Raw genomic sequence first — 20,840 nt, 5'->3', positions numbered from 1 at the left:
CACTGAAAAATTACCAGTTCCAGTTCAGGCTAAAGGTCATTGTCATGGGCGCTGTTTTAAAGCCGTCGGGTTTTGATAGCGGGATACCCGCAGAGAGGTCATAGCTAAGACCGGATAGAGATTCTGTACCTCGGAGACCCAGTGCAAGTCCGGCGATATGTTTACCCGTCAAGTCAGTCTGTGTGGAGCTACTGCCACTCACCGCACCATAATCACTTCCAAAGTACAGTTCCTGTGATGGCAGTGGCGTGCGCCAGGAGAGGGTGTTTTGCAGCATCCAGCCGTTGATAGCACTCAAGGTTCGTTCGCCATCAAAACCACGTACCGTCCAGCGGTTACCTATAACGAACTCATCCAGCGGTGTCAGAGGGGTATGACTGATTTGCCGACGCCATAAGATGTTCCAGCTAAAGTCTTGTCCGACTACGGAGAAGGGTGTCGTAAGGGAAGCATTCCAGGTAAGAATTTTTGATGTTGCAGAGTCATTGCCGTTTTCTGTATATACCGGCAATGCGCCAAACCAGCGGGTTCCCTGCTGATAATTCACTCCAGTATCCAAGGTTGTCGGACCGAGATAATGACGGTGTGACAGCCCGGTACGCCAGGCACTGGTTCGTCGAATCTTATGGTCAGGAGAGGGGGTGTTATTGATGAGGTTTTTTGTGTCACGAACCCGTACTTTATAGCTTACTGTCGTTTTTGAGGTGGCATTGCGATGCAGTACCCTGTTCAGCTGCAAGTCCAGTGACTGGCTGCGGCCTGAATAGTTAATATCGTGATATTTGCCGGGCTGTGTCTGGTGATAGAGATAGTCGCTGGCAGTTATGGCTGCCAGCCAGTAGCCGAAGGGAACGGAGTAATGGGCGGAATAATTCTGGCTACTTTTATGCTGGCCGCCAAACCGTAGGTCTCTGCCAGCGGTGAGATAAAACAGATCGCTTAATGATGTTGGATTGTCGAGAGCCAGCATGACCCCACCCTGGTACAACCCGGTATTTTTGCTTCCGGTATCATCCAGCCATGCACCGAGGCGCCACATGCGTGACTGAGTGCGTTCAATAACGATATCGCTCTCGCCGGGAATATCGCCTGGCCTCAGCTTCATACTGGCGCTGACAGTGGGTAAGCGCTGTAGATTCTCCAGCCCCTGTTCAATATCACGCACGTCCAGCAGATGACCTGAGTGGGCAGGTAACAGGGTATAGAGGTTGCTATAGGTCGAGGAGCTCGCGGTCAGAGTAATATCACGTACTTTCCCGGGGACGATTTGTAGGCGAAGTACACCTGAACTTAAGTCTTGTGATGGAGCCAGAACACGCGTTGTTATCCAGCCATGGCCTATCAGGCGGTTCTGAAGGGTTTCCATCACCAGGTTAATTCCCTTAACGCCTAAACAATGTCCGCTGGCCTGATTTGCCAGGCGAGTAAGAGGTACCCAGTGCGGCAGTGTGTCCTGCCCATTCAGTGTTACGGTGTGAATCATAAAGCAGGGTTGTTCTACCGGAAATTGAATCCGGGAAATCAGTGGGGAATCATCGGTAATATGAATATCAGGTACCCGTGGTATTAATGTTTCATTACGCGCTTTCTGCTGCTGTTCTTGCTGTTGAAGTAAGTGGGAGAAATGTTGCTCCGCTGTCTGGGATGTATTTCCCTGTGCTATTCGGTGAGTTACTGAAAATAGTAACAGGCCGCAAAATAGCCGGAATATAATTGCATGCTTTAGTCCTCTTGGAACTCTCTTCATTATAATACGATTCCCTGGCGTAAGCCTTCTCTCAGTATGTTTTTTGATTGAGTTGTTAATACTTTCCAGTGGTATTGATATTGGTTTTAATATTTTATGACGGGCATTAAATAAGATTGTTACTGCGAAATATACTTAAAAACGGAACTTTTCTTTACATCCTATGGATGTATTATATGGTAATGCGAAAATGGCGGGGGAAAGTGGTCTTTTTATTCGATTAAGAGGTTTTATTTTATTTCTGGATGTAGTTAAAAATAAAAAACATTAGCATATCTATAATTCACAGGTGAATTTTAATATCTAATTTCATGCTTGAACTTGTTCAATGTATTTTATTTTAATCACTAATTTCATCTCGCTAAAAATGGCAGATGAGTGGATGTCATTCATGGTTTGAAATCTTCTACTGCGAGATCCAATTCAGCCAGTAACTGACGAATATGTTCCAGCATGGCTAAGAAGTCGTTATCAGAATCGATACCGGAATCAGGTTCATATCCCTGTAATTTATCCTCCAGTAGCAGCGCCTGGCAGGCCAGATCTTTGGCACCTAATAAAAGAGCAGTCCCGTGTATGCGATGAATATGATACTTCATCGCCTGATAGTCAGAGCCAGCGAGGGCCTGATGCGCGTTAGAAAGATCGTTATAGTTCTCCTGCTGCGCGTCTTTTAGGGCATTTAACATCAATAATCTGTTTCCCTGGGTTAATACCGTCAGGCGCTTAATATCAAAGCAGGGGTAATCTTGGGGCTTTATCTCTGAAAGCAAAAAGTTGAGTTGTGAAATATTTATCGGCTTAAAAAAACAATCATTCATGCCTGCGGCCAGGCAGCGTTCACGCTCATGCATTTGTGCTGTTGCCGTCAGCCCATAGATAATCAGGCTGGTATTGTGCTCGCGTATTGTTTTAGCCAGGTTAATGCCGTCCATCACCGGCATATTAATGTCAGTTATTAAAACGTCATAGGGAGACTGGCTTAACAGGGAAAGCACTTCCTGACCATCAGCGGCCCCATCAGATTCGATACCCAGTATGCCAAGCTGGCGTTGTAACAATAAACGACTGGCAGGCTGATCGTCTGCAATCAGTATACGTAACTGACTATCAACACTAGTAGGAAGAGTGATTGCAGGAACGGCTTCCAGGTTATCATCCGTTATTGTTTCTGTCGGAAGGGTAATCGTCAGTGTGGTACCTTTATTTACCTCGCTTTCTAAAGATATCGTCCCATCCATTTTAGTCATCAGTACTTTGCAGATGGTGAGTCCAAGTCCTGAACCCTGCTCTGCACTTTGATTATCTGCCTGAATGAAGGCTTCAAAAATATGTGATTGTACGTTTTTCGAAATACCTGCGCCGGTATCAGTAACAACAATAATAAGTGTCTTATCTTGTAATGAAACAGAGATATTAATACTACCTTGCTGAGTAAACTTCACCGCATTACCAATGATATTGTTCAGCACCTGCCCCAAAAGCTGAAAATCCAGAAAGACCATCTGGCTGGGAGGAAGGGTCGATATATAGTCGACAGCGATACCTTTTTTACTGGTAACAGCATGAAATAAAGCAACTTTAGTTGTTATCAGGTCGTTAATTTTTCCCCATGTCGGCGTAACTTCAATAATACCTGACTCGACCTTTTCAAGATCAAGGATTTCACCGATCAGTTTAAGCAGTGAATGCGAAGCCTGAGTGGCCTGGTTAACTGAAACTTTATCTTCTGATTTAAAATTGGCCGATGCATTTTGCAATAATTCAAGATATCCGATAATGGCGCTAACAGGTGTTCTGATTTCATGGCTCATTCTGGAGAGAAATTCTCTATTTTCTTTACTTGCGCGTTGTGCTTTAAGTTTCTCTTTAACCAGCAAACGTTGTGAACGTTTTCTTTTACGTATTTCTTTTGTCAGATAGATGACCCATATGATACTGCTGACGACCAGTAAAGTTGCGAGTAAAGCAACAAGATAAAAAGGTTTATTGTACAGTTCCCAAGTGTCAATATTATAGCCGGGCATGCGTAGCCATTTACTGACTATCTGGAATATTTCACGTTGCGGAATGGTATTCCGGGTCTTGTCTAAAATTGCTTTTAATTCGGGTTGATCGGGGGCTACTGCAATAGAATGTGCAGCGGGTATTGCTCCTGGTACTGTCTGCCAGATAAGCTGATCGGGATAATAGTGCTCACTTAGATAACGTGCCACTAAGCGATTTGCAATAGCGGCATCGACTTTATTACTGGCAAGTAAATTTAACGCAATGCTGGCATTTTTTACCGGTATCCACTCTATATTTGGATATTGTTTTTTTAATGCTGACTGTAAAGGGTGTTCATCCGTTATGGCAACACGCATTCCTGGTATTAATGCTGCATTGCTATGTTGTTCTTTATTTACCACGCTGACAAACTGAGTAATGACAAACGGCTGTGTATAAGAAAATATATTACTATTATCATCATAAATCGCCGGCACCATAATATGCCAGCCACCTTTATTTATTTCATCAACCATTTCTTCATAAGAGTTTACTATTACTGATTCAAACGTTAATCCAGTCTGCAAGCTGATTAAATTTAGTACATCACCACTGATGCCTCTAATTTCTTGTTCACTGTCCATCAGAGTAAAAGGAATATACCAGGGGTTAACAATGACCCGAATTTTTTTATTCTGGCTTAGCCACTGTTTTTCACCTGTCGTAAATTTGACTGGTTCAAGAAGAAAGGATAAATCACCTATATCAATAGCGGAGTGTGCTATCAGGCTATGTATGCCTTTATCTATACTATTCAATGTATTATTGAAAATGTTTTGTAATCTTAACTGTTTTTCAGAAAATAAGAATACGCTTTTCTTTTGCGGCTGATTCCAATATTTTAAAGTGACTAATGTATTTCTATACTCTTGAGCAAGCCAGATACTGGTCGTTAATGAATCACCGATGAAATAGTTATCCTCTCCTGAGGATATAGCATTGAGTGCTGTTTCATAATCCTTGTAATGTATGACTTCAGCATTGGGAAATGATTCATAGATAAATTCGCTACCAGGATAGTCTCCGACAGTAGAAACTCGTACCTTCTCTTTACTGGCAAGAGGGGACATAATATTTGATATGTTTGCAACTAAATTAGGCCAGGAGTGTGCGACTGTAACCGATGATATAATTGACGGGCTGATTTGAACAGGATATTCAAGTCCGGTTAAAACGCTATCCAGCTCACCATTATTCAACGCTTTTATTGCATTCTCTTGATTACCAAAATTAATCACTTCCACCTTGATTCCAAGAGAGCGCTCAATAACCGTAAGATAATCGGCATTAATCCCACGATATTGACCCGTAAACATGCTTTCTACGACAGGTGAGTGAGTTTGAGGATAAACGCCGATATGCAGAGTGTTTTTACGTTTAAGCCACTGTTTATCATCCTCTGTTAAAATAACCGGTACAGGGGGGAAGTTCTGCTGTGAAATAAGTTCCAGCTTATCGAAGGCCATAGCCTGAGCTGAGCTGAGACAAACAGTGGTCGTCAGGATGGTCAGGATAAACAGAACGATTTTTATCATTGTTTACTTAATTTATTCTTATGGGCAAAAGAAATAAGTGCGATCAGCGAGTTGCAACCTAGTTTCTCCATCAGTCTGGTTTTATATGTGCTTACCGTTTTGCTACTGATCTTCATAGCTTCACTAATGTGCTGATTATCGAGCCCGCTTAGCATCAGGTTCATCACCTTCAATTCCTGAGTTGACAAGGATTCCAGACGCTCAGTATCCGTCAATATGTCATTTTTTTCTTTTAGAAAGAAAGGAAAAAAACTGTACCCTTTTTTTGCTGATTCGATAGCAGAAATAATGCTACCCATTTCCTGTCTTTTACTGATAAATGCATTTGCACCGGCTTCGGCACATTTTTTACTGTAATAGCGTTCATTTTTCGCAGAGACGACAATCAGCAGGCCGCTAAACCCACAACTACGCAGTTTCTCTACCAGTTCAACGCCATTCATTACTGGAATTTCAACATCGATAATAACAATATCTGAAGGTTTATTTATCAGAGAGTTGAATGCTGAAAGCCCATCTTCGAATTCATCTACAATTGTCAAACTTTGTTTTTCAAGAACGCCACGAATGGCCATTCTTGCCAGTGGGTGGTCATCGACGATGGTAACGGTATCCCATGATTCTGCATTCATACTTATGTTTGCCTTTACGTTACAGCGATAAAATCACTCTTTATTTATCCTGGCTAGAGCCAAGTTTTGTATTTTGTTTTTTAGTTAATATTTAATCTTAATGCCTTAGCTGATTCTATGCTGACAATTATTTATTATACAGAAAGTGAAAGTATATGATTAATTTGGTTTTTTTTAAATGGTGTTTTAGTGTGTTTTTTTGTTTTTTATTAAACGTTCATGCTTTTTATGATTGCTGATTAAAAATTTTATTATGGATTTGTTAATGAGATGTAGTTGTGATAGCTGTTCCGGGATCCGTGTATTATTTGAGAGGGGTTAAAAAGACTTGAATGGAAAAGATAAATTAAGACTGTTTTTATAATTAATTAACGTATAAAAAATATTAAGCTTATTCTTATTGCAATTCGGTGTTTGCTTAACGCTGTTTTTTGGGTTTTGTGAACCAGCACAGCGCTGAAGTTAGCCGATTTCTTGGCTGGGAAATCTCTTTTGCTAAGACTTTTCTTGGTCTCTTAGAATAAAAAATTCCAATAAATCATACATTCCTACATAAAACGCTATCATAAATGTGTTTAATAACAATTAGTTATTTGTTTTGTTTGTCGTTTGGTATGCTTTTTTACGGTGTCTTTAGTTTTAATGTGACTCATTTCACATTGATAGGAATATTTTATTCCTTACCTGAATAAATATGGTAAATAAACAGTCATTGAAATGATTTCAGGGAACTGATTAATGGAAAATTGTCGTAAAAGCATAAGTGAAACCAGCTGTATGGTTAACTGATTTAGACAATTCTTAGAAGTTGCTAATTAATTATGATTTTTTATTTTTAATAATATCCAGGGCTATGTCAGGAGCTAGATTCATGAAAAAACTACTACTTGTCACTCTACTTTGTAGCGCAATAAGTCATGCTGAAGTTATTCCAGACTCTCAGTTACACCAAATGTGGAAGGCGCCTCAGACTGCCGCGGAAAAGCTGGTGGCAGAGATGAGTCTGGAAGAGAAAATAGGTCAGATAGTGATGATGGATTTTCGTTCCTGGCAGGGAGAGGGGCAGGAGCAAAAGCAACCTGTTACCGAACTGAATTCAGCCCTTGCTGAGATTATCGCTAAGTATCATCTGGGATCGGTCATTCTGTTCCGTGAAAACTTGATAGACACTCCTCAAACGGTAAAATTAATTAATGCGCTTCAGGATGCGAGAAGTAATCTGCCGCTCATGATTAGCACAGACCAGGAAGGGGGTTATGTCACTCGTCTGCGTGTCGGTACAGAAATGCCGGGTAATATGGCTCTTGGTGCGACTCGCTCACAGAAACTTACCGAAATAGCAGGTGATATTCATGGTCAGGAACTCTCTGCGCTGGGTTTTAATTTTAACTTTGGCCCAGTGGTGGATGTTAATAACAACCAGAATAACCCCGTTATCGGAGTCCGTTCTTATTCCGACTCCCCAGAGTGGGTCAGCGACTTAGCCAAAAGCTATATTCGTGGTATTCATCACCACGGTATTATGACCTCACTGAAGCATTTCCCCGGACACGGTAACGTTGTGTCAGATACGCATTTTGCGCTTCCTGTTATAAAAATAGACAAAGCGGCATGGCAAACTACCGAATTGCCTCCTTTTGTTGATGCTATGCCTTATACCGATGCCATTATGACCGCCCACGTAGTTCTGCCAGCTCTGGATAATGCCCAATTAACCAATATAAAGGGCGAAACAATAGGAACCCCGGCGACTCTGTCACACCCTATTTTGACGGAAACACTGCGTAATCAACTTGGTTTCAAGGGACTGATTGTCACCGATGCGATGGAAATGGGGGCTATTAGCAGTAATTTTGATACTAACTGGGCTGTTGCCGAAGCAATAAAAGCCGGTAATGATATTATTCTGATGCCAGTAGCTGTCAGCAATCCTCAGGAAGTGACAAAGCTAGATGCGCTCTATGGCACGATTAAAGAGCAGGCAGAAAAAGATCCTCAGTTGATGCAACGCATTAATGAGTCTGCAACGCGTATTGTTAAAACCAAGCTTGAGAAACAAATTTCGGCAGGCCATAAGTCAGCCGAGAAGGCTTCGACTATTGTGGCCTCAGCTGAGCATAAAGCGACTGAAAACGATATCTCTGCGAAAGCGATTACTGTTATTAAAAATGAAGGGATGCTTCCCTGGAAACTGAAAAATCATAACAAGTTTTTCATCTACTCTGATGAGCAGCCTCGCAACGAGCTGATTGCTAAACACCTTACCAGTATTGCTAAAGAGACCAAGGTTAATATGACTCTCGATACTCGGGTGGCCAAGCTTGGGCAGGATGGTTTAGATAATCAGACTATTGATAGTGATATTGAGGGGCAAGACTTGATTATTCTTGCGACCTATAACTTAAAAGAAAATCCGGCTAATGCCCAAAGAATTATTGACCGTGCCAAAATTAAAAACATACCTCTGGTAGTTATTTCGACCCGAAATCCATATGACATCGCTTATTTACATGATGTTAAGTCGAACATTGCTATTTACGGTATAACGGGTTTTGACGTCACGAATAATGTACGTAATGCACTCGAGACCAATATCTTAAGTGGACTACGGACGCTGTTTGTTAGTGATAAACCTGGTGCTGTACCTTTAAATATTCCGCAAGGTAAGCTGCCGGTTAATATTAAATCTCCTGATGGTAAAACCACTCTTTATGCTCGTGGTCATGGATTATCCTGGTAAATTATAATAGCAAGGAATTGTTCGGTGAAAATAATAAAAAGTATTATAAAGATTAATATCGCAATAATCTTATCTCTGACCACGCATGTTGTAAGTGCTGATGCTTTTGAAACAGATTATGATCAGGAGATTTTTAAGTTAAATGAAAAACTAAAAAAACTCGAAAATGAGCGTGATGCAGCGCAAAAAACAATTAAAGATCAAAAATGGAATTTTGAGACTTATATTGGAACAGAGCAGGAAATTGACAGTGATGCTAACTGGAAATTTCTTGACGGCAGCATGGCAACGTCTCCCTATTTTGGTGCCTTCATCTACCAGAACAATTCCCTGTGGATGTACGATGTTCAGATCCTGAAAACCTATCTGGATCATAATTCAGAGTATGACAGAACACGCTGGCAGGTTGGCGCGACCCGCACTTTCCCTTTCACACTTGCGGATCGTAAAGGTAATGCTAAGTTCCGTCTTGGGTATCGTAATGATAACTGGCATTATCCTTCAATCAGTAATCCTGCTCTGGCCGCACCTTCTTATATGGGAGATGTCAGAAAAGGGGAAGAACGTCATGAAATTTGGCTCCGCCCACAAATCAACTATACGCTGAACCCTAACGTGAGTTTAAATGCCAGTTTGTCCTTCAGGCTTATCGACAGAAAACTGGATTATGCCAGAGCGAAAGGAGATTACGGCGTTTATAAACGTGACTGGAGCCAGATTAATGAGCATTTTGCCGGCGCTAACTTTACGTTTAATAAACATAATTCACTTTGGCTGAACTATCTTTATATTGATGAGCAACTGGTAAATACTTTATATAATAAAGAGCATTTCCTCTGGGCTATCTATCGGTATAAATTTGATAATGGCATTAACCTGATGCCTTATACGCGTTACTCTTTAGTTCGTGGTCAGCAAAGTTTCCGTGACTCGACAAATAGAGAGTTTTTACATAAAGAAAAAGACCGTAGTCGTTACGGTATACAAGCGATTTATCCATTTACGAAACAAACATCGTTATTTGCTGATGTATACTATCGTCCTGAACAAACTTGGGATAGTGCGAATAATAGAACACAGAATCACTTCTGGTTCTGGGCATTAGAATTACGCCATAATTTCTAATATTTAAACAGAGAGATACATTAAGATGCGTTTTCTTAAGATACTTTTTTTCGCTCTAACTCTGTCAGCTGGTAATAGCTATGCTGAAGAGAAAATTGTCCTGGGCCTCGACCAGCCTGAGGTTTATGGCCCGCTGTTAAAAGGTAAGCGGGTAGGGCTGATGGTTAATCAAAGCTCTATTGACTCGCAGGGCAAGCATGCAATTGAAAAACTGCGTGCGCTGGAAAAACAATATGGTTTTACCGTAACAACACTATTTTCCGTAGAGCATGGGCTGCGTGGAAAAGAAGATGCAGGTTTCGGTGATGATGACCATCTGGATAAGCAAACCGGTCTGCCGATTGTTTCGTTATATGGGCGCGATAAAGATAACCGTAGCCGCGCTCATCCGACCGCAGAGCAGTTAGAAAATGTTGATGTGGTTATCTATGACCTGCAGGATGTGGGGGTGCGTTATTTTACCTATACCGTCTCTATGCATCATGTGATGGAAAGTCTGCAGCAGGAAAAGAAAGAGCTGATGGTATTAGACCGGCCTAACCCCCTGGGTGGCGCTGTCTACGGACCTTTGCTGGATGAGAAGTATATCTCGGGGATTGGTATTCATCCGGTTCCTATGGTACACGGCCTGACTTCCGGTGAGTTTGCTAAAATGATCGTCGGAGAAGGCTGGCTGACCCATTTTGATGATAAGAGCTGGAGTGGTCACGGTAATAAAAGCTGGCAAATGCCTGAGTCAAATTTACACGTCGTGAAGATGGGTAATTACACTCACCAGACGCCATATTCATTACCGGTATACCCGTCACCTAATTTACGCAGTGATTTAGCGATTGCGCTTTATCCCTCTCTTGGCGTATTTGAGGCGACGAGCGTCAATAGCGGACGTGGATCGGATCATCCTTTTGAACAGCTAGGTTTCCCGGATAAGCGCTTCTATGTGGATACTTGTTATAACGTCGACCCTAATCAGGCTAAAGCGGGCTGGCCTCAGGCGGGTAAAGAAGTCTGCGGGGAACGTCTTACCAGTGAGTCTATTCCGGGGCTTAAGCCGAGTATCGCGTTATTTGTCGACTGGTGGTATCAGATGGTCAATGCCGGTTATGCCCCTGTGCTGGCAGATGACAAAGAGGCTCAGTATCTGAAACATCAGGATGAGGCATTCTTAATACGTCCTACCTGGCTTGCCAAAGTAACGGGTGACCGCTCTCTGGAAACTCTGTTGCTTGAAGCAACGAAGCAAAAGATGCCTAAAGAACAAGCCATCAAACTGGTTGAGGCGAGCTGGGAGAAGAACTCAGAAGCTTACCGTAAGATGCGTGAGAATTATCTTCTTTACCCATAAACAGCAAGTTTATGCCGCATGATAACTGCCCCCGTCATGCGGCATTATTCTGATAAGAGATATCTACTTTATCCCTAAACGTTTTGCCAGTCGGTGAAGGTTACCAGCATCTAGATCTAACGCCCGCGCACAGGCAGACCAATTCATCTTATTTTGCTGTAATGTTTTACTGATTAACTCGCGCTGGAATACTGTGGTAGCCTGCTGAAGACTTTGCTGAGACCAGTCATCATCAGGTGTAACACTTGGCAGGTTAGTATTTGATAAATCAGCGATTGCCAGATTAAACAGTTCACGGGACAACTTCACTTCGGCAGAGTTCTGTGATGCCCTGGCAAGTACCGCAGCGCGCTCAATAGCATGTTTCATCTCGCGCACATTACCCGGCCAGGCATAGTTTTGTAGCATCTCTAAGGTATCAGCCGGAATACTCAATTGTAGTAAACCCAGCTTATTTCGAATCTGTTCCACAAAGAACCCGGCTAATAGCACGATATCGTCGCGACGCTCTCTCAGTGAGGGAACCGAGAGTGGGAAAACGCTTAAACGATGGAACAAGTCCATACGGAAAGTCCCGTCCAGCACGGCTTTTTTTAAGTCACAGTTGGTTGCTGCCAGAATACGGACATTGACGCGTCGGGTATTATCATCCCCGACACGCTGGAGATCGCCATACTGAATAACGCGCAGCAATTTCGCCTGGAGCACTAGCGATAACTCGCCTATCTCATCAAGGAACAGCGTGCCGTTATCGGCCATTTCAAACTTGCCCATACGATGATGTATCGCCCCGGTAAATGCCCCTTTCACGTGACCAAAAAGCTCACTTTCAGCAACATTTTCTGGCAGTGCTGCACAGTTTAAATAGATGAGTGGCTGAGATGCTCGTGCCGATAAATGATGTACTGCGTTAGCGACCAGTTCTTTACCTACGCCCGTTTCGCCGGTTATCAGTACATTAAGTTCCGAACCTGCTACCACCGTGATTTCATGTTTTAACTGTTGCATGGGGGCAGAAAGGCCAATCATTTCTTCATCAGTGCTGGTGATATGTTGTTTATTCCCCAAAGGACGATTAGAGCCGGGTAATGCCTGCTTTTCTAGTGCATCAAGGAGCAAGGCATTGTTGAGTGCTGATGATGCCAGGGCACCGATTAAACGTAACTCCTCATCACTAAAATCATCAAATTGCTCAGGATTCAGACTATCAAAGGTTAAAGCTCCAATAAGTTGCTGATCGGTAAAGAGCGGCAGGCCGATACAGGCATGGACCTTTAGTTCATCGTGTCCCGGAATTAAGCCATCATAAGGATCGGGTAACTGACTGTCAGCAGGAAAACGTACTACATCCCCGGCGCGAGCGATAGCCTCTAGTCGGGGATGAGCATTGAGTGAGAAACGGCGACCTAAAACATCGGCGGATAAACCATCAATTGCCAGAGGCCTGAAGAGCTGATTTTCATAGCGAAGCAGGGCTGAAGCGTCACAGTCCAGGATTTCCCGGACGCTACTGATCAATGTCTGAAAACGATCTTTTCCAGATAAACCATGCTGTAACTCGATGGCAATTTTTGCCAGAGATTGAATGGATAAACGCATATTTGTCATTCCGACACAGTTATTGTCTTTATGACTATACTTTATCTGTGTCAAAATGACTTGTCATATTTTAATTTTGTTTAAAATCATATAGATAAAAACTGGCACGCGGTTTGCTCTAGTAAGTGAAGACAAATAACTTTATTGGGTAAACTGACATGGCGATTAAAGTAAAAAACAACGTTCAATGGGTCGGACAGCGTGACTGGGAAGTACGTGATTTTCATGGTACTGAATACAAAACCCTGAAAGGCAGCAGCTATAACAGCTATTTAATCAAAGAGGGAAAAAATGTTCTGATCGATACTGTTGATCAAAAATTCAGTCTCGAGTTTGTACGTAACCTACAGCAAGAAATAGACCTGAATGCCCTCGACTTCATTGTGATTAACCATGCCGAGGAAGATCATGCGGGCGCATTAACCGAGCTAATGGCGCTTATTCCTAATACCCCTATTTATTGCACCACCAATGCTATCGATTCGATTAACGGTCATCATCACCATCCGGAGTGGAATTTCCATACGGTGAAAACCGGTGATAGTTTAGATATCGGTAATGGAAAGAAACTTATTTTTGTTGAAACACCTATGCTGCACTGGCCTGACAGTATGATGACCTACATGACGGGCGATGCAATATTATTCAGTAATGATGCCTTCGGTCAGCACTATTGTGACGAACATTTATTTAATGATGAAGTGGATCAAATTGAGCTTTATGAGCAATGCACCCGCTACTACGCCAATATCCTGACGCCATTCAGTCGTTTGGTTGCACCGAAAATAAATGAAATACTCGGCTTTAATTTGCCCGTTGATATGATTGCCACCTCCCACGGCGTGGTATGGCGTGATAACCCAACGCAGATTGTTCACAAATATCTTGAATGGGCGAATGATTACCAGGAAGACCGTATCACTATTTTCTACGATACCATGTCAGCCAATACCCGAATGATGGCGGATGCGATTGCACAAGGTATTCATGAGACTGACCCTTCTGTCGCGGTAAAAATCTATAATGTAGCGCGCCATGATAAGAATGAAATTCTGACCCAAGTATTCCGCTCTAAAGGAGTCCTCGTGGGTTCTTCAACCATGAATAATGTCATGATGCCTAAAGTGGCAGGCATGCTTGAGGAGCTGGCTGGTTTACGCTTCCGGAATAAAAAAGCAGCGGCATTTGGTAGCTTTGGCTGGACGGGTGGGGCGGTTGATCGCATTCAGACCCGACTGATGGATGCCGGTTTTGATATATCTCTGGCGCTGAAAATGAAATGGCGTCCGGATGGCAAAGCGCTTGAAGAGTGCCGTGAGCATGGTCGCAAGATCGCCCGTGAGTGGGCGTTGCATCCCCTTGAAGAAGTGGCTATCGCTGAAGTGTCAGAGCCAGTGGCTCAAGACGCCGTTAACGCCGGGCAGTCAATGATATGTACGGTCTGCCAGTGGATTTATGACCCCGCTATTGGCGAGCCGATGCAGGGTGTTGAGCCAGGAACAACCTGGTCTGATGTTCCTGAGTCGTTCTTATGCCCTGGCTGTGCTCTGGGTAAATCTGTTTTTGATCCACTGTAATCGGAGTAAATATGTCAGAACAGATTATCATTATTGGCTCTGGATTCGCTGCTCGTCAGTTAGTGACCAATATTCGTCGCCAGGATAAACAGATCCCGATTATGCTGGTTGCCGCGGATAGCTGCACTCAGTACAACAAGCCCGATCTCAGTCATGTGTTTAGCCTTAAACAATCAGCAGATGATTTGACTCAGATGTCTGCTGAGCAATTTGCTCAAGAAAATAATCTTAAGTTACAGATAAATACCCGCGTCACGGCAATTAACAGTGAAAAGAAATATATTATTTGTGGCGAGCAGCAATTCAGCTATCAGAAACTGGTGCTGGCTACCGGGGCACAGGCGATAGTGCCGAAGGTTCCCGGTCACGAATATATGGTGACCTTTAATAGTCAGCAGGAGTACCGTAAGCATCAGAGCCTGTTACAAACGGCAAAGCGCATTTTGGTACTAGGGGGCGGACTTATCGGCACCGAACTGGCGATGGATCTACATCGTGCGGGTAAGCAGGTGACCGTTATCGATAGAGCCCATAGTTTGCTCGCTTCACTGATGCCCGCTGAACTTAGCTGTCGTTTACAGCATAAACTGAGTCATATGGGCATTCGCACTTTGCTCAATAATGAGTTGGTCAGCATAGAAAAAACGGACGCTGAATTGTCGGTAAATTTGCTTGATGGCCATATCATTAAGGTTGATGCAGTGATTGCGGCTATTGGTATACAGCCCAATACCCAACTTGCGACGACGGCGATGCTAAAAACGGGACGTGGAATTTGCGTTAATCGACAGCTACAAACCTCGGATCGGGATATTTATGCCCTGGGCGATTGTGCGGAAATCGAAGGTAAGGTCATGCCATTCCTGCAGCCGATTCAAATGAGCTCGATGACGCTGGCTAAAAATCTGCTTGGCGCGGCAGAATCTGTGACTTTTCCGCCGATGCTGTTAAAAGTTAAAACCCCCGATCTGCCGCTCTTTTTAGCGGGCGATACTCAGCGCGATGACTTGAACTGGGAGCTAAGCTTAAGTACTGAAGGTATCGCCGCCCGGGGTTTTGACGCGATGAAACAGTTGCGCGCTTTTATTGTAAGCGAACAGCACACGCCAAAAGCATTTATGATGTTACGTGAATTAACTAATTGAAAAAAATAGGAATAATTTGATGAATGATTTGATGCTTTATAAAACCATGCCTCAGTGGAACAGCCAGACCCTGCCAGAAAGTTTCACCCAGAAACACAATACTAAAGAGGGAACCTGGGGAAAACTGACGATTCTTCAAGGCTCTCTTACTTTCGGCCTGATGACTGAAGCGGGTGAAATAACGCAATCATTGATTTTCACCCCGGAAAGCGAGACGCCTTTTGTCGAGCCGCAGCAATGGCATCGCATTGTTTCATTCTCTGACGATCTGCAATGCCAGCTGGCTTTCTACTGCACTAAAGAAGACTACTTTGCTAAAAAATATCAGTTAACCGCCACGCATCCAGATGTTATCGATGCGGCAAAAATCATCCCACCGGGAAAAACGTTAGATTTAGGCTGTGGCGGCGGACGTAACTCTTTATACCTGGCCTTGAAAAATTTTGACGTGACGGCCTGGGATGTTAATGAAAACTCTATCGAGAAGGTAAAACATTTATCAGCCTTAGAGAATCTGGCTAATATCCATGCTGAGGTGAAAGATCTTAATGGTGTTGAGATTAAAGAAAATTATGATTTTATTCTCTCGACCGTTGTCTTTATGTTCTTGAATAGAGAACAGATTCCGTCTCTCATCACCCGTATGCAGCAGCATACTGTGGTCAACGGCTATAACTTAATTATCGCCGCTATGGATACCGAAGATTATCCCTGCACCTTACCCTTCTTTTCATTTACGTTTAAACCCGGTGAGCTTCAGAAGTATTATGAAGGCTGGGAATTTATTGAATATAACGAAGATGTTGGCGCACTCCATAAAACGGATGAGCAGGGCAATCCGATTAAACTACGATTTGCTACCATGCTTGCCAGAAAAATCAGTTAAAGCATAGCGTTGCTCTGTTAAAGCGGAGCAACTTGTCATTTGTGTTTTTTTGACGCATGAAGCCTGTTCACGGAACTGATATTTCAGGTCCTGAGCAGGTTTTTTTTCCTTAAAATTTGCCATTCAGGGTGCGATGTTTCATCAGTGGATTGGCTTGATGCTGGCGTCAGAACTCCATTCTCATAGTCGCGCTTTTGTTATCTCCGGGTAAAATAATCAATAGACGAATATTTCGGCTCAGGGTTTTCACGCCAGCCTCTCCAGGATATTAAGCCCCTCATGACCTTCAGTCTTACTGAAAATTCTTTCTTAGTGCGCTGGTACATCTCCGCATCTGCCATAAAATCATGGTCAATATCCACCTTCAATATCGCTATTGTTATCTTATACGATAGAGGTAAATATTAACTGAAATTGGAAAATATCCTGGCAATAATGTGGGCTTTCGTCTTTCGGATATTCTTTGATGTTATTTTCTGTTTTTTACATTTGATCTGTTTTTCTTGATGGTGATCTCAAAACAATGTTTCAAAAAAACATAAACTGCTTTCCGTTCATAAATTTTCCTTATGGGGTAGTGGTTTTGACTATATTTATACGTTGGTGATGTTAAGGTTTTTTGAGATTTAACATTGACCATTAACAACTGATTATCTTTTTACCCTCTTTTTCATCTCTATTTTTAGAGTGATATTCTGTGTCTGCGTATAACTTAAGTTAAATTTTTAATTTTCACTGTTTTTGATATTTAATTATTTTATGATGAGGAAGCCATGAGCAGTAATACAATCAAAAAAATAGTTATCGGTTTGTCCGTTATCGGTTTTTCACAGAGTCTGTATGCCGCAGAAGGCAAAACAACAATACAGATTGAACATAATTTTAAAACCCAGGACCGACGGCATAACGATTCATTTAAGTTAATCCATAAAACGCCATCCCTCTGGCAATATGAAGTGAAATTTGGTACTTCCTCCGGAGGTGGCAAAAATTATGATGTGGCGTGGGATGATATGCAAGGCGGGTCAGGAGGACTGGTTATTCAGAAAGACTTCAAAATGCCAATGAAGGGAAATACGCTAACTCCTTCATTTGAAGTCTCTTTCGGCAGTACTTCCGTTAACTACCAGCCGGGCGTTAAATACAGTTATAGCATTAATAAAGACTGGTCAGTCTATGGTCGCTATCGCTATGAAATTAAAAAAATATCCAGAAGCGATCGTTATAAAACCATCAGCAGCAGTGACAAGTTTGGTTATGCCGGAGATCAGTATCGGTCTAAATCAGATACCGCACGTAATCGCTTTGATACTGGGGTGACATGGAGCGGTATTCCTAATATATCCTTAGGGTATGTGTTTAACTATTATGTCGGTGATAACTTAAATGAGTCATCGTCATACAGTAAGGGTGTATTCACGTCAAACCAATATGCTGTTTATAACGGTAAGAAGACTGACTATGAACATCAGTTTAAAATCCAATACCGTTATCAGCAGTGGCGACCTTATCTGGAAGTGGATGATGTCTCTGTTTCCAGTACTTCTAAATCCCGCCAAGGGAAAATCAAAATCGGTGTTAATTACCAGTTCAATTAATTCTAAATAATTAAGTGATTATCATGATGAAAAAATTATACCTGGGAAATATGCTCGCTAGTTTATTGCTGCTGAGCGGCAGTGTAGTCGCGTCAGAAACGTACTTCCATTATCAGCATAGCTATGGCACACAAAATAAATATCATGGCGATGAGTTTGGAATACTCCATCAGACTGATGAAAAGGCGTGGGTGGATATTACTATTCATCTTTACAACAAAGGTAAAAATGTTGCACTGGATGACGTCGTATCTAACTCTTACTCTATGACCGTCGGCTATGATTATGCGCTGAACAATACGTTGACGTTAACGCCGAATATGGAGGCGCGTTTCTACTCTGGAGGTAAGAGTGGCGAGGCAACAACAGGTGATGTAGGCGATACGCAAAAAGCGGGTGCGCGTTACACGCCTGGGCTCAAATTAAGCTGGCAGGTCATTTCCCCCCTGACCTTATATACCCAGTATCGTTACGATTATCGCAAGATTAACCGCTCCGCAGCCGGAGAAGGCGAGCAGAACAGACATCGTCACCGTCTCGAGGGGGGGATTGCCTTTGCCGCCTTAGATACGCTGATTCTGACCTATCAGGCGAATTACTATAACGCTGATTATATTCTGGCCAATAATAAGAAGAGCGATTATCAGCAAGACGTAAAAGCCGACTGGATATTCCTTCCTGACTGGCAGCTCAATCTTGCCGCCGAAGATGTGGCTAAAAGCAAAACCAGCAACAGTCGTGAGGCCTTGTTAAAGGCCGGTTTTACTTACCGTTTCTAATGCAAGGGGTTCGTGATGCGTCATAAAATGACGATGGCAGCGTTACTTTGTGCTCTTCCGGGTCTGGTTCAGGCTACGACTATCCTGGAGGGAATTGTTCTTACAGACTCGCCTTTCAAAGATGCCCGAGTGCAGGTAACGGACAGCCGGGGAGAGCGGCTGAGTACTGATACTAACAGTGAAGGGCGCTATAGATTACCTGTCGACGGGCTTGTACCTCCTCTGGTCTTAAGTGCCATAGCGGCTAACGAAGGCGATAATTGTCTCTACAATAATATCCCCCGTGCTCGCTGTATGGCATCCTTGGTTCTGACCCTGAACAGCAATCAGGTCAATACCGGAAATATCACGCCATTCAGCGATCGTATGGTTTCTGAAGCAGCCGGAAAACTTGGATATATCGGTCCGCAGCAGTTTGTTGAAAATGTGACACCCGCTGAACTGAGCCAGGTTTCTCTGGATCTCCCTCTGGCGAATTTTCGCCAGGGCATGGCAGATGCCTTTGCCCTGGCAGGGGAAGATATTTCGGTTATTGATCCGGTTCGCACCCCTGTTCAAAGCCAGGATGCGATGACCCGGATTCTGGCGGTGATTAATACTAATCGCGGTTATCACAATGACACTGGCCAGGCGGGGCATGTCACCCTGACTGACAGCGCTTTTCGCCCAATAGCCGGGCTGAATAATAGCGGTGCCTGGGAGCCTTTTGACCTTGAACGGGCTGAACAGGATAAACAAGCAATAGCTAAAGCACAGACGCGGGTGCTGATTGTCAGTGATTCAACCGCAGCCAGCTATGAAGTTAGCCGTTTGCCTCGTATGGGATGGGGGCAAGTCTTTCAGGAGTCTTTCCGTCCTGATTCTGGTGTCGTAGTACTGAACGGTGCCAGAGCCGGGCGTGCGAGTCGTGATTTTTACAACGGTGGCTGGTATCAGCAGATGGGGCGTTATTTACAGCCGGGCGATTATGTCTTTATTGCTCACGGTCATAACGATCAGAATTGTAATAGCAATAAAGCGGTTCGTGGCGCCGCGGATGTGGCAAATCTGTGTTCTTACCCGAACGATAGTCAGGGACACCCTCAGTATCCGGAAGGTAAACCCGAGCTCTCTTTCCAGCATTCACTGGAAAGATATATCGCACTTGCCCGTGAGAAAGGGGCAATCCCGATCCTGTTCACTCCGACGACCAGGGTAAAAAATAGCGAGGGTAAAACGGCATTTCAGCAAGGCCCGCAGGACAAAGTTGTCAGTAGTCATTTTACCTCAGCAAAACCGGGATATTTGTTTAGCGGCGACTATATTGCCACAATCAGGCAAACCGCTGCGGCTAATCAGGTTCCGCTTATCGACTTAGAACAAGCGACCATTGAGTTTGCTAACGCGCATTCCGATGACTGGATGGACTACTGGCTGGCCGTCGATGCAAACGATCCCCGCTATCCCTGGTATAAAACACAAAAAGCGGGAATAAGAACCGCACCGGATACCACGCATTTTCAGGAGAAAGGCGCTCGGGCTGTTGCCGATTTGGTAGTCGAGGGGATAAAAAGTACCCCTGAATTGCAGGCGCTAAGCCAGCAACTGAATCCTTGATATTTTGTCAGTCCCGGAGGGAAACTTGATGCATAGCATCGGGTTTCCCTCTTTGATCAATATAGCCTCGATTAAAACACGATAAACTGCATGCCAATTTTGATATCAGAACATCATCTTCAGGCTGGAGTGAACAATATTATGACTGGAAAGCGGATACCCAGAGAAAAGCTGACTATTTATAAAATGATTGCACTCTATGAGCGCAGCAACCCGGATGCCGTTGCCGGCCCCGAGCACTACCAGGCACTGTATGAATATGCCGTTAAACGGCTGGATAAATGTGTATTCGGCGAAGAAAAACCAGCCTGCAAGCAATGCCCGGTACACTGTTATCAGCCGGCCAAACGCGAAGAAATGAAAAAAATCATGCGCTGGGCAGGCCCCAGAATGTTATGGCATCACCCAATCTTAGCCATACTTCATTTGATTGATGACAAACGTCCGGTACCGTTATTGCCAGAAAAATATCAGCGCAAGAAATGAC

14 protein-coding genes are annotated in these 20,840 nt (G+C 43.4%); 10 read left to right on the top strand and 4 right to left on the bottom strand.

All coding sequences use genetic code 11. From position 1 onward, the window contains the following. Nucleotides 1–10 precede the first annotated feature (10 nt). The 3 genes from M2387_RS13870 to evgA form a co-directional block, all read right to left on the bottom strand. Nucleotides 11–1,747: a ShlB/FhaC/HecB family hemolysin secretion/activation protein gene (locus M2387_RS13870; protein WP_259050214.1), complete on the bottom strand. Its 1,737-nt coding sequence runs from the start codon at nt 1,745–1,747 to the stop codon at nt 11–13. A 389-nt stretch (nt 1,748–2,136) separates the two neighbouring features. Then, nucleotides 2,137–5,331 (bottom strand): ATP-binding protein, encoded by a 3,195-nt coding sequence (locus M2387_RS13865; RefSeq protein WP_259050212.1) that lies wholly within the window; start codon nt 5,329–5,331, stop codon nt 2,137–2,139. After that, complete coding sequence (gene evgA / locus M2387_RS13860; RefSeq protein ID WP_259050210.1) at nt 5,328–5,963, bottom strand: acid-sensing system DNA-binding response regulator EvgA; 636 nt, start codon at nt 5,961–5,963, stop codon at nt 5,328–5,330. Before evgA ends, M2387_RS13865 begins: the two co-directional genes overlap by 4 nt. 871 nt (nt 5,964–6,834) lie before the next feature. On the opposite strand from evgA, the gene M2387_RS13855 reads away from it, so the two are divergent. The 3 genes from M2387_RS13855 to M2387_RS13845 are packed head-to-tail and all read left to right on the top strand — an operon-like array spanning nt 6,835 to nt 11,173. Beyond that, nucleotides 6,835–8,703 carry a glycoside hydrolase family 3 N-terminal domain-containing protein gene (locus M2387_RS13855; protein ID WP_259050207.1) on the top strand — a complete coding sequence of 623 codons (1,869 nt, stop codon included), beginning with the start codon at nt 6,835–6,837 and terminating at the stop codon, nt 8,701–8,703. A gap of 30 nt (nt 8,704–8,733) precedes the next feature. Continuing rightward, on the top strand, nt 8,734–9,828 hold the full coding sequence (locus tag M2387_RS13850) for a porin family protein (RefSeq protein ID WP_409040059.1): 1,095 nt from the start codon (nt 8,734–8,736) through the stop codon (nt 9,826–9,828). 25 nt (nt 9,829–9,853) lie between these two features. Continuing rightward, entirely contained in the window at nt 9,854–11,173 is a 1,320-nt protein-coding gene (locus M2387_RS13845; RefSeq protein ID WP_259050203.1) for an exo-beta-N-acetylmuramidase NamZ family protein, read from the top strand. Nucleotides 11,174–11,236: 63 nt separating this feature from the next. On the opposite strand, the gene norR is transcribed toward M2387_RS13845, so the two are convergent. Continuing rightward, nucleotides 11,237–12,772: a nitric oxide reductase transcriptional regulator NorR gene (gene norR / locus M2387_RS13840; RefSeq protein WP_259050200.1), complete on the bottom strand. Its 1,536-nt coding sequence runs from the start codon at nt 12,770–12,772 to the stop codon at nt 11,237–11,239. Between the two features lie 158 nt (nt 12,773–12,930). Here norR and norV point away from each other — a divergent pair, with 158 nt between their 5' ends. The 7 genes from norV (at nt 12,931) to M2387_RS13805 (ending at nt 20,839) form a co-directional block, all read left to right on the top strand. Continuing rightward, on the top strand, nt 12,931–14,349 hold the full coding sequence (norV, locus tag M2387_RS13835; protein ID WP_259050198.1) for an anaerobic nitric oxide reductase flavorubredoxin: 1,419 nt from the start codon (nt 12,931–12,933) through the stop codon (nt 14,347–14,349). 11 nt (nt 14,350–14,360) lie between these two features. Beyond that, nucleotides 14,361–15,494 (top strand): NADH:flavorubredoxin reductase NorW, encoded by a 1,134-nt coding sequence (gene norW, locus M2387_RS13830; RefSeq protein WP_259050196.1) that lies wholly within the window; start codon nt 14,361–14,363, stop codon nt 15,492–15,494. Between the two features lie 19 nt (nt 15,495–15,513). Then, nucleotides 15,514–16,380: an SAM-dependent methyltransferase TehB gene (tehB, locus tag M2387_RS13825; RefSeq protein ID WP_259050194.1), complete on the top strand. Its 867-nt coding sequence runs from the start codon at nt 15,514–15,516 to the stop codon at nt 16,378–16,380. Nucleotides 16,381–17,153: 773 nt separating this feature from the next. Beyond that, entirely contained in the window at nt 17,154–17,978 is an 825-nt protein-coding gene (locus M2387_RS13820; RefSeq protein ID WP_259050193.1) for an oligogalacturonate-specific porin KdgM family protein, read from the top strand. A 23-nt stretch (nt 17,979–18,001) separates the two neighbouring features. Then, a complete protein-coding gene (locus M2387_RS13815) occupies nt 18,002–18,757 on the top strand; it encodes an oligogalacturonate-specific porin KdgM family protein (protein ID WP_259050191.1) in 756 nt (251 codons plus the stop codon). Nucleotides 18,758–18,772: 15 nt separating this feature from the next. After that, complete coding sequence (locus M2387_RS13810) at nt 18,773–20,353, top strand: rhamnogalacturonan acetylesterase (RefSeq protein WP_259050190.1); 1,581 nt, start codon at nt 18,773–18,775, stop codon at nt 20,351–20,353. Between the two features lie 141 nt (nt 20,354–20,494). Continuing rightward, nucleotides 20,495–20,839, top strand: a complete 345-nt coding sequence (locus tag M2387_RS13805; protein WP_259050569.1) for a nitrous oxide-stimulated promoter family protein — start codon at nt 20,495–20,497, stop codon at nt 20,837–20,839. Nucleotide 20,840 lies beyond the last annotated feature (1 nt).

Origin of the sequence: Klebsiella sp. BIGb0407, from assembly GCF_024807845.1 — a bacterium.
In the GTDB taxonomy this organism is placed as follows: domain Bacteria; phylum Pseudomonadota; class Gammaproteobacteria; order Enterobacterales; family Enterobacteriaceae; genus JGM124.
This window is presented reverse-complemented; position numbering and strand designations above follow the sequence as displayed.